The 14,227-nt window shown below is 69.0% G+C and carries 10 protein-coding genes; 1 reads left to right on the top strand and 9 read right to left on the bottom strand.

What is annotated here, in order from left to right:
- The 4 genes from TRD_RS11330 to TRD_RS11345 form a co-directional block, all read right to left on the bottom strand.
- The gene (locus tag TRD_RS11330) at positions 1 to 1,362 is read right to left on the bottom strand and encodes an ABC transporter substrate-binding protein (protein WP_012642674.1); all 1,362 of its coding nucleotides are present in this window, start codon (positions 1,360 to 1,362) and stop codon (positions 1 to 3) included.
- Positions 1,363 to 1,412: 50 nt separating this feature from the next.
- Entirely contained in the window at positions 1,413 to 2,225 is an 813-nt protein-coding gene (locus TRD_RS14935; protein ID WP_012642598.1) for a FadR/GntR family transcriptional regulator, read from the bottom strand.
- 235 nt (positions 2,226 to 2,460) lie between these two features.
- Complete coding sequence (gene cas10 / locus TRD_RS11340) at positions 2,461 to 3,774, bottom strand: type III-A CRISPR-associated protein Cas10/Csm1 (protein WP_012643100.1); 1,314 nt, start codon at positions 3,772 to 3,774, stop codon at positions 2,461 to 2,463.
- Positions 3,775 to 4,096: 322 nt separating this feature from the next.
- Positions 4,097 to 4,876: a hypothetical protein gene (locus TRD_RS11345; RefSeq protein ID WP_012643080.1), complete on the bottom strand. Its 780-nt coding sequence runs from the start codon at positions 4,874 to 4,876 to the stop codon at positions 4,097 to 4,099.
- Between the two features lie 1,169 nt (positions 4,877 to 6,045).
- Here TRD_RS11345 and TRD_RS11350 point away from each other — a divergent pair.
- Positions 6,046 to 6,996, top strand: coding sequence for a fumarylacetoacetate hydrolase family protein (locus TRD_RS11350; RefSeq protein ID WP_012642977.1), 951 nt, complete (start codon positions 6,046 to 6,048; stop codon positions 6,994 to 6,996).
- A 64-nt stretch (positions 6,997 to 7,060) separates the two neighbouring features.
- Here the strand turns inward: TRD_RS11350 and TRD_RS11355 are convergent, their stop codons facing one another.
- From TRD_RS11355 to TRD_RS11375, 5 genes are all read right to left on the bottom strand, one after another.
- A complete protein-coding gene (locus TRD_RS11355) occupies positions 7,061 to 7,363 on the bottom strand; it encodes a hypothetical protein (protein ID WP_012642928.1) in 303 nt (100 codons plus the stop codon).
- A 344-nt stretch (positions 7,364 to 7,707) separates the two neighbouring features.
- The gene (locus TRD_RS11360) at positions 7,708 to 8,247 is read right to left on the bottom strand and encodes a hypothetical protein (RefSeq protein ID WP_012642799.1); all 540 of its coding nucleotides are present in this window, start codon (positions 8,245 to 8,247) and stop codon (positions 7,708 to 7,710) included.
- A gap of 140 nt (positions 8,248 to 8,387) precedes the next feature.
- Positions 8,388 to 13,211 carry a cation-translocating P-type ATPase gene (locus TRD_RS11365; protein WP_012643013.1) on the bottom strand — a complete coding sequence of 1,608 codons (4,824 nt, stop codon included), beginning with the start codon at positions 13,209 to 13,211 and terminating at the stop codon, positions 8,388 to 8,390.
- A gap of 21 nt (positions 13,212 to 13,232) precedes the next feature.
- The gene (locus tag TRD_RS11370; protein ID WP_012643121.1) at positions 13,233 to 13,700 is read right to left on the bottom strand and encodes a hypothetical protein; all 468 of its coding nucleotides are present in this window, start codon (positions 13,698 to 13,700) and stop codon (positions 13,233 to 13,235) included.
- Between the two features lie 13 nt (positions 13,701 to 13,713).
- Positions 13,714 to 13,953 carry a hypothetical protein gene (locus tag TRD_RS11375; protein WP_012643195.1) on the bottom strand — a complete coding sequence of 80 codons (240 nt, stop codon included), beginning with the start codon at positions 13,951 to 13,953 and terminating at the stop codon, positions 13,714 to 13,716.
- Positions 13,954 to 14,227: the final 274 nt, after the last annotated feature.

Raw genomic sequence — 14,227 nt, forward strand, 5'->3', positions numbered from 1 at the left:
TCAGGTCTTGAGCTCGCGGGCTGCTTCGATAAGCATCGACTTGACCTGCTTCTTGTCGCGGCTCGCTGAGAAGACGTTGAGCGCGTTCCCGTACTCGGTCATGTAGGCCTCGTTGGCGGCGGCACCGTGGACGACACTCGGGGCCAGCGCGTCCTGGGCGAACCGGTCGATCGAGTAGAGCAGGTACTCGTCGTAGACGCTCCGGTCGGGATCGGTCCGCGCCGGGATGGAGCCTTTCTTGGGATTGAAGGCGTCCTGACCCTCGCGCGAGCCGCAGACCTTCAGCCACTCGATGGCGTTGTTGCGGTGCGGGGCACCCTTGGGCAAGCCGAAGCTGTCGCTCAACCACATGAACATGCCGTCGGTGCCGGGCGAAGGCGCCCAACCGAACACCTCGCCTGCCTTGGCCCCCTTGTTGATGAAGTAGCCGTATGCCCAGTCTCCCATGATGGTCATCGCGGCGGTCCCATCGATGACCCGCTGGGCGGCATCAGCCCAGCTGAGCGCCGAGCGGTCTTCGTTGGCGAAGCTGAGGAAGCGGTCGAGCACCTCGATTGCCTCATCCACCCGCGGGTCCGACTCCCACAGGCTGGGCTCGCTGAAGAGCTTGGTGTAGTCGGCGGGACCGAAGACAGCCAGGAGCAGGTCCTCGAACAGGTGCGGCACCTCGAACTTGTCCTTGCCACCGACCGAGAGCGGGGTGACACCAGCCGCCTTCAGCTTCTCGGCGACTGCGAAGAAGTCGTCGAGCGTCTTGGGCGGCTCGAGGCCATTGTCGGCGAACACTTTCTTGTTGTACCAGAGCATGTTTGAGCGGTGGATGTTGACGGGCACCGAGAAGAACTCGCCCTTGTACGAGATCTGGTCGAGCAGGGTCTTGGGCATGACCTTGCTCCAGCCCTCCTGCTCGAAGAGATCATTGATCGGCTCCATCTTGCCAGCGACCACCCAGGTGCCGATCAGCTCCTGGCCAGCATGGACCTGGAAGCTATCCGGCGGATTGCCACCCTGCATGCGGGTAACCAGGACCGCTTTCGCGTTGGTACCTGCGCCGCCAGCGACCGTGGCGTTGATGATCTCCACGCCCGGCCTGCGCTGCTTGAAAATCTCGAAGAGTGCGGCCAGCCCGTCGGCCTCGCCCGGGTTCGTCCACCAGCTGAAAATCTCCAGCTTGTCTTCAGCCGCAGCTGCGGGCGTCTGCGCTGCCTGGGGGGCTGGAGTGGGTGTCGGCTGCGCGCCGCCACCGCAGGCCGCGAGCAGGCTCGCGCTGCTGGAGAGCGCGACACCGATCGCGAGGGTGCGGCGGATCAACTGGCGCCGCGTGAGCTGCTGGCTGCTACCGAACTGTGTGCTCCGTTCCATGGTGACCGTCCTCCTTCCTCACGTGCTCCGACCATGCGTTTCGCTCCAGCTCAGCGATCGACTTCGATCACCTCGTCGCTTCCCCCCTTTCTCATCGGCGTGTTGACGCCCGAGGCGACTCGTTCGCGGACCGATTGAGCAGCGGGCTCGAGGACTGCGGCGATCAACTCGGGTGGTAGGGACCAGGCCCGGGCATTGCCGGCCAAATGAGCCCGCATCGCTGCTTCGGCCGCCTGGGGGTCGTGCACGGCTAGGGCGCGATAGATCGCCCGATGCTCGTCGGTCACGCTGGCCAGCGAGTCCCACAGCCGGTTGGTCACGCGCCGGCTGGCCATGAGGAGCCAGCGGCAGGCGTGCAGGATCCGGTCGAGCACGCGGTTGCCGATGACCGCGCAGATCTGGGCGTGGAACTCGAGGTCGCGCTCGAGGTAGCGGTCCGGCTCGCTCTCCAGCGCTCGCATCGCCTCGAGCGTCGCCTCCAGGCGGTGCAGCTGGTCGGGACCGATGACGCAGGCGGCTCGCGCTGCGACCACTGGCTCGATCATGAGCCGGACGTCGTGCAGCTCGACCAGGAGGTGCCGGACTTCGACGGGGTCGAGCATGTCGAGCAAGAGCGGGTGCAGGTAGTTCCATTCCTGCGGCGGGCGCAACTCCATGCGGCGACCCGAGGAGATGCGGACCAGGTCCAGCCCGGCTAGCAGTTGCATCGCCTCGCGGGCGACCGTTCGGGAGACGCCGTAGCGCGTGCAAATCTCCTGTTCGGAGGGCAAGACGGCGCCTGGTTCGCCGGCGAGCGCGATCAGCTCGCGACCCAGATGGACCGCGACCTGAGTTGGGAGTTTGCGGACTTCGACCGTCGTCACACCTGGCTCCCGTTGCAGGCTCGTGAGGTCGGCAGCTGTCCGACAGTATGATAGCAGCCCCCATCGGCCGTGTCGAGCATCGCGCGCGGGATGCCGGGAGCCGAACGCCCGGAACACCGGACAGGGCGGGCGCGCGGCCCGCGTCGTCGAGTGGCGCCGTGTCCGGAGTTCGCTGGTGGACGAGCGATGCGGCGCGGCTCGAGTGGCCAGAGGGAACGACCTACCAGTCGAGCGATCAGCGGAGGTCGCTCGTGCTGGACAGCTGGTCGGCCCACCAGATCTCGAGCGGGACAGTGAGGCACGGCTCGGCTGGTGCCCGCAGGAGGTGCGCGAGACGGCGTGTCTGGTCGAAGAGGGCGTGGCGGGCCAGGCGGGTTGTCCCAACGAGCGGGAGCGGTCGTCCCTTCCGGGCTTCCCAGGCGGCGCGGAAGCGCTCCGGTTCAGCGAGATCGGCACAGGCGAGCGGGCGGCAGGCGAGCGCGAGGTACAGTTCGCCGTCGGTCGTGGCGAGGAGGATCCGGTCGAGGTCGCGGCGGAGCGCGGCGAGCTGGTCGTCGCTCGGCAGCTGGGTGAGCAGGTAGCAGCGGCCGCCGCCAGCGTAGAGCAGGTTGGCGAGGGGGAGGTTGAGGCGGCGCAGGAGCCAGCGACCGACCGCCTCGGTGACGAGCTGGAGGAAGAAGGAGCGCCCGCGCAGGCTGCGGGCGGCCCGTGCAGCGGTGAGCGTGTAGAGGAAGCGCTGGATACCGGTGACGTCGGCTGCGAGCAGCGCCAGCCGCGGGGTGTCCCAGTCCGGCGATCGGTGCGCGAGCAGTGCCGCGAGCGCTTCGTCGTCGAGACCGGAGCGGTCGAGCGCAGCGGCGATCGCTGCGGTGGTGCGGAGATGGTCGTGGAGCGAGATATCAGCGACGTTCTGCCGGTAGTACGCCGAGGGGACGCACCAGGTGTAGCGCTGGAGGAGATGGAGCACGGTGGTGAGGCGCGCGTCGAAGTCGAGCGTCGGTGGGATGGCCTCGAGATCTTCGACGAGACGCTGCCAGAGTGCTTCGTAGCCCTGCCGCTCGCTGACCTCTTCGACTGGTGACGCATTGGGGAAGAGTCCTTCCGGCGCGAGCGCGAGCGGCGCGAGCGGCCAGTAGGCCGGTGCGGGGGCGGGGGCACCGGCGAGCTGCAGGCGGGTGAAGATACTGCGCAACTGGCGTTGCCCGAGGCGCGTGGCAGCCCAGAGCGCCCCTCCGCCGGGCGGTGCCGGAGGCTGGTCAGTCTCGGCATCGTCGCGCTCGGCAGCCGAGAGCCGGTCGGCCAGGGCGACGAGGCGAGCGAACCGGTCGGCCGGCTGGTGGTGGCGGAGGATGGCGTCCGCTGCAGCGCGCCACTGCGGGAGCCACCTTTCGATGGCGTCGGCGCTCCACTTGGCGTGGGCACCGTTTGGCCCGTAGTCGCTCGGGCCGTACGCGGCGTAGCGGTCGCTGTGGCGCTGACCGGTTCGCTGCCACAGCTTGCCGAGGTCGTGAAGGAGACTGGCGACGAGCAGCGTCTCGAACGAGTCCATCAGTCGGTCACCGTATGGTCTGCATGAGCCTACGAGATCATGCGTCGCTCGTCAAGCGGTGCACGCGCGGACCGACCAGCTGGGAGTCGCTCGCGGGCGCGGCGGGTTCATCGTGCAGGATGGCCAGTCGAGTGAACCGGAGCCGATGGGCGATGCGAGAGGCTGCTGAGACCTGCGCATGACTGGTCCCGGAGGACGAACAGGCGCGTCAGGCGGAGCGCCTCCTTACTCCCGAGCAGGCGGTACGCCCGCGCCTCTCCGCACCGGTGGGTGCGACGCCTCGGGTGAGTGTCTGCCGGCGGACTGAGCGGACTGAGCGGTGTCAGGGCTCGGGGTCGCGACCGACCGGCCGGAACGAGCCGGTTTCGGGCGCTGGCTGTTGGGCGGTCATCCGGCGTGGGCGGTGGCTCCAGACGGAGAGCAGGCCGGTCGCCAGGAGCCAATGGGCGAGGACCGCGAGGCCGAGCGTCACGATCAGCTGGAGGAGCCAGACCTGGTCGAAGCGGCGTGCCGTGAGCCCGCTGTAGGCGCCGAGTGTCGGGTTCCCCATGGCCGGCAGGGGGAGGAGCCAGAAGATCCGCTCGTATCGGTACAGCCAGCGGTTGAGCTGATTGGGCCGCCAGAGGGCGAGGAGACCGAGCGCGGTGAGGGAGCCTGCCAGGCCGAGCAGGGCGAGCGCCCTCCACGGATGCGGCAGGTGCACCCGGATGCTCAGGGCCGTTCCGAGCGCCGGGAGACCGGCGACGTAGAGGACGAGCGCCAGATGCGTCAGCCAGGTCAGCCAGGGCTGCGGTGGGAACTGTCGCGGGTCGTCCAGGTCGGCTTCCGGTGCCGTGGGGAGGAAGGCGATCCCGTGGCGATGCAGGCCAGTCAGCTGGCCGAGCCAGCTGAGGAATCCGCCGGCGAAGCCGAGTGCCGCATCGGTCGGAGCGAGTCCGGGCGAGACCCCGCCAGTGATCCCGACGCGGCCTGCCCACACGATGACGGTCAGGAGGATGCCGAGCGCGAGGGCAGCGAGCGCGGAGGCGAGCGGCGTCTCTCGCCAGGCTCGCCAGAAGTTCCTCCGTCGCGGACGAGCGCGTCGATGGCGTGGCCGACTCATCGGGTCTCGCGGCGCGAAAGACCGACCGAGGACGCAGTTTACGCCGGAGCCAGGTCAGCAGCAAAGGGCGCTTACATGAGAGCGGCGGAGAACGCTGGCGAGCAGCAGTCGGCTCGACGCCCCGGGGACGCATCGGGTGAGTGATGCAGCACAGCGCCCTCGTGGCGGTTGGTGGGGAAGACGGGCAGCGGAGAGCCGGGTCGTACAGCGAACGCGGTCGGCCAGCTGGGCCCTCGCCCGCCGGCCGGTTGGTGTCCTCCTGGGTGAGCCGGGCCCGAGGGACGACGAGCTGCGGGGCGGAACGCGCGGGGGCTGGCGCGGGCGCCGCGAGCTGAGGACGTCGCGGCTGACTCGCCAGCGCGGCACGCGCTGACGAGTACGAAGCGGCGCGGGGATCGGGTGGTTGCGTCACGCTGAGCGAAGAGCGGCACCTGGCGCAGTCTCGTGCAGTCCGGTGGCCATTCCTGAAGGGTTCGGGATCGTTGCGACGCGAGTCGCTGAGTCTGAACCCGTCGGTGAGGCTGTTCGAGTACCTCGTTACGATCCCCGAAGGGGATTCGGGTTGTGGCGACGCATGCTCGGAAATCAACCTCCTCTGCCATTCGTTTCCGTAGCCGTTGCAATGTCCTGGAGGAGATTAGGGTCGTTGTGACCGACTGCTCACGTATGGGCTACGCGATGCTAGCCCACTCGAGCGAGGTAGGCCGGCTTCTTCGGCGCGGTGAGCCGGCTCTCCCTCGCGTTACCGCCAGGTGATCTCGGAGTGGGGTCGCTGCATGGCGCATCGCCATGCTCTAGCCTGGTGAGGTGGGCCGGATCCTGCCTGACGCCTCCAGCCCACCAGACGCCGCTCGTCCAGTCCAGCCCGGAGCATGCCTGCGCTGCCCTTTGCGCCGTGGCCTGCCGGCGGCTTCTCCCCCGGGGCGGCGATGGGACAACGCGACGGTGCCGAGGCGACCGGTAGCGCGCCAGGCCGTCGCTGGTGCTGGCTGGCGTGCAGGCGCGTCGAGCGGCCAGCCCGTGCCGTTCTGTCCGGGGCTGAATGTCCTCCGCGAGCGAGAAGGGGATAGGCAAGCGGCGGATCACCAGCTTTAATGGCAGCGTGCTACGCCGTAAGCGGCGCAGCGTGTGGTCAGTCGGTCGCTCGAGGGCGAAGGGATGGAGGCGGTATGCGGCTGGTCACCTACAGCGAGCGGGGCCGAACGAGCGTCGGGGTTCTGGAGGCTGGCTGGATTCTCGATATCCCACAGGCCTACACGGAGCTCTTGCGCCAGCAGGGCGTGGCGGATGCGGCCGGGCGGGCACTGGCGGAGTGCCCACCGGACGTGGTGCTCCTGCTCGCTCGTGATGGGCTCGGTCGCGCGCGGGAAGCGGTCGCCTTCGCGAGGGAAGCGCTCGCGCGCGATCGGGAAGGCGCACTGCAGCGCGGGCTCGCAGTCGCAGCCGATGCACCCGGGGTGCGCCTGCGGGCACCGCTCCAGCGTCCGGGGAAGATCATCTGCCTGGGGCTGAACTATGCCGATCATGCCCGGGAGACCAACTCGCCGATCCCGCAGTACCCGGAGCTCTTCAACAAGTTCGCCAACGCGCTCATCGGGCCGGGCGAGCCGATCGTACTGCCGCGGGTCAGCCAGCAAGTCGACTACGAGGCGGAGCTAGCGGTCGTCATCGGCAAGCCGGGGCGGTACATCGACGAGCAGCGCGCGCTCGAGCACGTGGCCGGGTACACGGTCCTGAACGACGTCTCGATGCGCGATTTCCAGTTCCGCGGTCGGCAGTGGATGCAGGGGAAGACGTTCGATCGCTCGACGCCGCTCGGCCCCTGGATCGTGACGGCTGAGGAGATTCCCGACCCGCAGGCGCTGGACATCAGCTGCGAGGTGTCCGGCGAGGTGCTGCAGCGCTCGAATACCCGCGAGATGATCTTCAGTGTCGCCGCGGTCGTCGCCTACATCTCGCAGATCATGACGCTGGAACCGGGAGACCTCATCGCGACTGGAACACCGGCTGGGGTGGGGTTCGCTCGTGAGCCGAAGCGGTTGCTGCAGCCGGGCGATGTGGTCCGGGTGACGATCGAGCGGATCGGCACGCTGGAGAACCCGGTGATCGCCGAGGAGTGAGTTGGCGAGTGTCGGTCGAGCGTCCGGGTGGGACGCCGCGCAGCGCCGGTGGGTGCTGGGGTGCTCAGATGACGATGTTGCCGCCGCGCTGGGGCGGTCGGAAGACGACGAGCCGGCCGGGTTCCTGGTATTCGATCTGCGGGTTGACGCGCGCGCCCGCGCGGTAGGTAGCGAGGACGCCGGTGACGGCGACGCGCTCACCGCAGAGCGCTTCCCGGAGCCGGTCGACTGTCCACTTGCGCGCCGCGAGCTCGCGGAGCGCTTCCTCCCGCATGACGACGTAGAAGTCGCCGCAGGCGTACTCGCCGAAGTTGACGAGGAGGCACGGACGGCTATCCCGCGCCCTCGGCGTATCGAGTCGGCCCACCGGATCGTCAAGTTAGAGTGTGGCGGGGAGCGCGAACGGTGTCGCGTTCCGCTGTACATCGATGATGGAGGCGGGGTTCGGCCGCAGAGGACCGGAGCGGTTCTCGTGCCGGGAAGGAGCGTCGGCACGGCAGCGTCGTCGGGTCTTCACCGAGCCGTTCGGTAGGGCCGGCCCGAAGGGTGCAGCGGCTCAGCGCAGGCGAGAGCGGAATGCAAACCAGCGGTAGGTAGGCGACGGAACGAGAAATTGGGCTCCCGGTACGATCCGCCACTAGGGCAGGAGCCCCCGGGTGCTGCGTGAGCAGTGCGGGCGTCTGGGGAGGCTACGGAGCAGACAGTGGTCGATCATCCCTCCGACAGCACGGCTCGGAGAATGAGCAGGACGGACATGATCAGATCGGCGAGGACGGCGCCGGCAACGAGGGCCAAGAGCAGTTCGGCCAACAGGAGGAGGATGTCGGCGAGCAGCGGCAGGACGGTCTCGGCGGTGAGCGATTCTTCGCCGAGGAGCACGAGGCCGAGTCCGAAGGCGATCAACAGGAGCTCGCTGCGGGTCGCGCTACCGACCAAAGCGGCCAGCAGCCGCTTGGTGATCGGCAACTCCTTGATGCAGCGGTAGCTCTGCAGGAGTGACCGCTCGGCCGGCTGACGTACCGGGCGGGTCGTGGAGAGACCGACCGCTGCGACCGAGGGCTGGCCCAGCGTCGGCACGGTCACGGCGAGCGGCTCGGTGGCTCGGAGGTCAGGCCGGGTGTCTCCGAGTGGCCCGACTACCTCACCCACCAGGTGCCCCAGCTTCCAGCCGAACCAGTACAGGGGCAAGAGTGCGAGCTTGTCCTGGTGCCGCTCGACCGTCGACTCGACTGGGCGGGTCAGTCCGAGCATGGTCACCTCCCCGACTCACACTCCGATGGTAAGGGGTGAGTGCCGGGGAGTTTTTGCGGTCTCGTAAAAGTCGCTCGACCGTTCGCGGGCCGGGTGGAGCACACCGCTCGTACTCGCGCAGCGGATGCTCCTCAGAGAGGTCAGGCGGGTTGCGAAATGGGAGCCGGGCGGGCACTGGGGGAACTCGCTTCTGCCTCGGTGGGAACCAGCTGCGCGATAGCTTGACTCGCCGCGACTGCTGCCACCGTACTGAGGCCGGCGGCGAGCCACCCCGCCGGCGTCAGGGCCGGGAGACCGAGCAGCGCGCGGAACGGTGGTGTGATCAGGGTCGCCGCCAGGACAGCGCCCGAAAGGGCAGTTCCGGTCAGGAGGCTCGGTGTCAGGCCAGCCCCGCTCAGGCCGAGTTCGAGCGTTTGGGCGAGCTGCCCTGCGACGAGGGCAGTGAAAGCAACGGCTGGTGCAGCGCTGGGGCTGGCTGTCATCGCCCAGAGATAAGCGAGGGCAGCGGGGACCGCGGTCGCCCCCGCCCGACGCAACACGTCAACGCGCAGCGGCCGGTCGAGGGCCGTCTCTCCCTCGCGGGCGAGTTGCTCCAACCGTTGATAGCGCGGACCCTGGAGTGCGATGGCGAGCGCCGGGGGGACATCGGTGATCAGGTTCACCATGAGGACCTGGCGCGTGTTGAGCGGTGCCGGCGCACCGAGGAGCGACGGGATGCCCATCAGGAGGAGCTCACCGAGATTGCCCCCGAGCAGTAAGGCGACCGCGCGGCGCATGTTCCTCCAGAAGCTCCGCCCCTCGATCAAGGCTTGGACCAGGGCGGCGAAATCGTCCTCGATCAGGATGAGGTCAGCGGCTTGTCGAGCGACTTCGGTTCCCCAACCCATCGCCATGCCGACGTCGGCCAAGCGGAGCGCGGCGCTGTCGTTGACGCCATCGCCGGTCATCGCCACGACGTGTCCGCGGGCTTGCAAGGCACGGACGATGCGGACCTTGTCCAGCGGCGTGGCGCGCGCGATCACCGGGACCTGTTCGAGACGCTCGGCCAGTTGCTCGTCGCTCAGGCTGGCCAGATCGGCGCCGGTGATCACCCGCTCGTCCTCGGTCAGACCAGCGGCTCGCGCGATCGTGGAGGCAGTAGCGGGATGGTCGCCGGTGATCATCACGACGCGGACACCTGCCCGGCGACAGCGCGCAACCGCATCGGGGACGGTGGGTCGCAGGGGGTCGCTCAGCCCGAGGAAGCCGATGAGACGCAGATCGGTCGGGTCCTCCAGCCGTACCGACCCATCGGCCTCGGCGACGAGCAGGACGCGCAGGCCGGCTCCAGCGAGCCTGAGGAGGTGATCGGCGAGTTCGGCGTGCCGCGCGTCGTCGAGCGGCTGCAGGCTGCCGTCCGCTGCGAGCCAGGCGCGACAGCGGTCGAGCAGGACTTCCGGACTTCCTTTGAAGTAGGCGGTGCCACCGATCCGCACGGCGTGATACGGCTGGGTCGATTCGAAGGGAAGCTCCTGGTCGCGGGGGACGTCCAGTCGGTCGCGCAAGCCGGCTTCCAGCGCGGCGCGCAGGACCGCTGCATCGGTGCCATGGGTGAAGGCGTCGCTCCGCGAAGGAGGCGGGCTCGCCAGCGCCGCGCTGGTCAGTGTTCGGCGGGCCAGCTCACTGAGCTGCCCGGGCAGCGACTCGAGCCCGGCGCTGGTCAAGATATGGGTCACCGAGAGCTTGCCAGCCGTCAGGGTGCCGGTCTTGTCGACGCAGACGATGCTGACGCGGCCGAGCGCTTCGGCCGCCGAGAGCCGGCGCACGACGATGCCGTTCCGCGCGAGACGGCGAGCCGTCGCGGCCTGGGCGACGCGCGAGAGGAGCGGGAGGCCTTCCGGTACGGCGGCGATCGCCAAGCTGGCACCCAGGCCCAGTTGTGCCGCCGGCGGAAGCCCGCGTAGGATGCCGCTCAAGGTGACAGCTGCCGCGGTCGCAAAGGAGATCGGTAAGGAAAGGCGCGTGTACTGAGCGAGTCGTTCGGTCAGATGATCCCGGTTCTCCTCGCTGAGCTCCAACGAGCGACGGAGTGCTCCCAAGCGGGTCCGGGGACCGGTCGCTACCACGACGGCGACCGCCGTACCGGAGACGACGGCACTGCCAGCGAGGACGACTGCCCGCTCGTCGCGTGCGGCAGCGTCCTTCTGGACCGGGATCGACTCTCCAGTCAAGGCCGACTCGTCGACGGCGAAATTGTTGGTCTCGATCAGGCGGGCATCGGCCGGCACGAGGTCGCCGAAGCGCAAGAGGACGATGTCACCGGGAACGAGTTCGCTCGCCGGGATGAGCTGCTCGTCACCGTCGCGGCGGACACGTGCCGTGGTTTCCGTCAGCCGGGCCAACTCGCTCGTCGCGCGGGCGACCCGCACGTCTTGCCAGGTGCCGAGGAGCGTGTTGACGGCGATCGTCCCAACGATGATCAGGACATCGAGCGGGGCGTTGACCGCCAGGGAGAGGGCGGCGCCAGCCGCCATGATGGCGACCAGCGGGGAGCTGAGCTGCTCGAGCGCAGCCTGGACCCACGGGCTGAGCTGGGAGTCGCTCGGCTCGATGGCTAGTCGACGCAGTGCCTCGCTGGCCGACAGGCCGTGCGGGCTGGTGGCGAACTCGCGGAAGAGTTCGTCCGGTGCACGATCGCCCCAGCGCTCCGGCTCGGGATCGACGTAGACGGGGGCAACGCTGGACGGGGGCTGGCCCCACAAGCGGACCCAGCTGAGCACGATCGCGAGCAGAGCGGAGCCGCCCAAGAGGATCGCGGCGAGCGTCGGCGAGACCGGCAGACCGAAGCCGAGTGCCAGGGCAGCCAGGTTGCTAGCCAGCGAGACGAGCGTCGTGTCGCGTACAGCCTGATCGCGCCGCTCTCCGATGTCGAGCAGCGTCATGACGGCCGCAAGGTCGCTGGCCAGGACGTCGACCGGGTAGTCGAGGACGACACCGTTGGGTTGGAGACCGATCCCGAGGTCTGCTTCTCGGAAAGCGCTCGGGTTGCCCAGATGATCGGCGACGTAGAAGACGCGCTGACCGGAGCGCCGCAGTCCAGCGATCGTGGTCGCGGGATCGGAGTCAGCCAGGACCTCGACGCCGACGGTTTCCAACCAGGTCAGGCGCGTGTCGGGCGCTCCGCGGACCAGCACGCGGATACCCTGCTGCCGGCAGCGGCTCACTAACTCGCGCCCTGCCGCCGAAAGACACGGTCGGAGCGCGATGACTCCGGCGACGCGACCGCAGCCGCGCTCGCAGAGGAGCACGGGCAGGCTGCCGCGCTCGAGGAGTTTCTGGGCGACTGGATGGGTTGCTCCGTTCGCTCCCGTCAACTCGAAACGACGCCAGTCACGGAGGCCATTGCGGCGCCCATTCGTCGGGAGCGGGAAGGCGCTGGCGAAGGGCAGTCGTTGTTCGAGTGCCAGGCGCGCGCTGCACTCGAGGAGTTCGTCGAGCGAGAGTGCATCGTCGAGCGAAATCGCGGTGTCGAGCTCGAAGCCGTCGCTGAGGAGGAGCGGGTGATCGAGGACGATCACCGAAGGGCGGACGAGACGCCGACCGGGGGCGAGGCGCGTCACGAGTGTGCCGGCCCGCAAGGCGCGGGCCACGGCGCCGAGGTCGGCAATCTCGGTGCCGATGAGGGCAGGTCGGGCATTGAGCAGGACGAGTGCGCGGCCAGCTGCCGCCAGGGATCCAGCGCGCAGGCCGTTGACGGCGGCCGCTCCCAGGGCGAGCGGTGCGATCAGGTCGAGGTAGCGCTGGGTGAGCGCCGGCAGAGGAGTCGGGCGTGGTCGCCAGGCTGCGCCCGGTTCGACAGCTCGATAGCGGACGATCGCCTGACCGTACAGGACGAACGAGCCAGCGGCGACGGTCTGGCCGCGTGTCCGGTGCTCGACCGTACCAGCTGGCGAGAGCGTCAGGAGTTCGCCATCCTCGAGCACGGCCGGCAGTGGCAGGCGCGAGCCAGGGCTGACGCGCGCAGTCGCGCCGGGGTGCGGCAGGCTACTCTCCGCTAACTGCCGCTCGTACCGCTGCCACGCGCGCTGCCAGGGCAAGAGCACCGTCAGCAAGCGGAGCGCTTCCAGGAAGCTCACCAAGAGACCGATCCGCTGGCCAGCGAGCGCTTGGGTGACGATCCCGAGCGAACTGGTCGCGATGTCCGCGCCGATCGGCGTGAGGAGTCGGCGCATCCCTTCGCGCAGCGTGGGAAAGCCGCGGAGTACCGTCAACGCGTCGGCGATCAGCGAGGGGACCGGGCTCGTGGTCAGGGCGGCTGGTCGACCGAGCAACTGGCGGGCGACGAGGAGCCCGAGCGCGAGCGCCGTGCCGGTTGAGCGGACGATCCCGTAGGTGAGGAGGTCCTGGTCGAAAGGGGAAATGACGCGTCGAGCGCTAGGCGGCAGCTCGGGGAGATCGAGTCCCGCGATGCTGGCGATGACCTCGCTCAGATTGATGCTCTCGTCGAGCTCGACGAGGACGCGTCCGGTCAAGGCACTGGCGCGCACGACCGCCGCCCCGAGCCGGCCGAGTGCGTCCTCGATGGCTTGCGCGAGGTGCGGGTTCCCCTCCAGACCGGGCACGGCCAGGCGGAGGCGTCGCCGGCTGACCGTCCCGACCTGCCGGGTCACCGCATGCTCGACGCGCACACGCCTCGAGCGTGCGCTCGCCGTGTCGCCGGGTCGCTCACTGTCCGCCTCGCCGGAGCTCGCCGCGCGATCGGACTGGTCGAGGCGCTGCGCGAGTTCCTCGAGGAGCGCCTCGGTGCTCCACAGCGCCGGATCGACGCGCAGCAACCACGTGCCGGTCAACGCGTTCCCGGTCGCCGCGAGAATACCGGGAAGACGACGCACCTGTGCGAGCGCGCCATCCGGCGGGTACGGATCGAGCGACAAACGCACCCGGCCGGGTAACTGGTGCAGTACCCGAATGCGTGGTCGGTTCATCGCGCTGAAGCTCTATCCTGACTACGCGTCCGTGGACTGGCGCGATCGATCAGTTGGCTGGTGCCCGCGCTGCCACGCTTGGCGGAGCGCTTCCGCCTCGGCCAACACGTCCTCCAGCTCTTCCTTGGTGCGCACGAGCGTCTTCAAAAGACGGCGACCCACCACTGTGCCGAGCGAGGCGGCCCAGAGAATGGCCGTGTCCACCAGCTGTTCAGCGTGGGCGACTGCTGGCGGAACCGAGGGCGCCACCGACTCGGCAACCTGCGTCGACGGTTCCGCGGTGACCGTGGCTCGTTCGCGCGGAGCCTCCCGCCGCGTCCGCGCGCTACTCCCGGGTGTGCCGGGCTCGCCGACCCGCGTGCGTCGCGGTTGTCCGTCACGCTCTGGGGATGCCCGCTCGCTCGGCTCAGCTTCTCTGTGCTCCGCTGCTGCGACATCGTCGGGCGAGCGCGCTTCTCGAGCCTGCTCGTCTCGTTCCTGTTCGTGCATGCGTCTCTCCCGGTCAGTTGGGTTGGACAATCGACCCTTGCGGTCGCAGTCGTTGGCGCGCCGCAACGAAGCCGTCGCGTGCTCCCCGCAGAATGGCCTGCCCGCCGGCGATGGCGGTCAACCCGCCCGCGACGGCGTAGACCAGCCCCCGGCGGACGGCACGGCGGACGCGTGGCGAGAGGAGCAGCGCGGTCGCAGCGACCGCGATCGCGGTCTCCGGTCGGGCATAGTCGTCCAGCTCGAGTTCCGGCATCGTATCCCCCCTTCTGACGACACTACTATTGTCGGTCTGTCGCGCAGCCCCGATGTCATCGTGATCGTGCGAAAGCGTATCGACGCACCAGAGTTTTGTACCACCAGGGACCGTTCACAATATTGCAAAAATGTGAACGTTTCCGCGTATCAAGCGCTGTTCGGCGCCTTTCTGGGCGTGCGTGGACGAGTATACCAGCCCTTGTGGCGACGTGTGCACGAGGGAGCGTGCGCCGCAGGCAGTGGGCACGCTCGGCCGAGCGAGCTGGTCGCTC

The organism is Thermomicrobium roseum DSM 5159, from assembly GCF_000021685.1.
Classification (GTDB): Bacteria; Chloroflexota; Chloroflexia; order Thermomicrobiales; family Thermomicrobiaceae; genus Thermomicrobium; species Thermomicrobium roseum.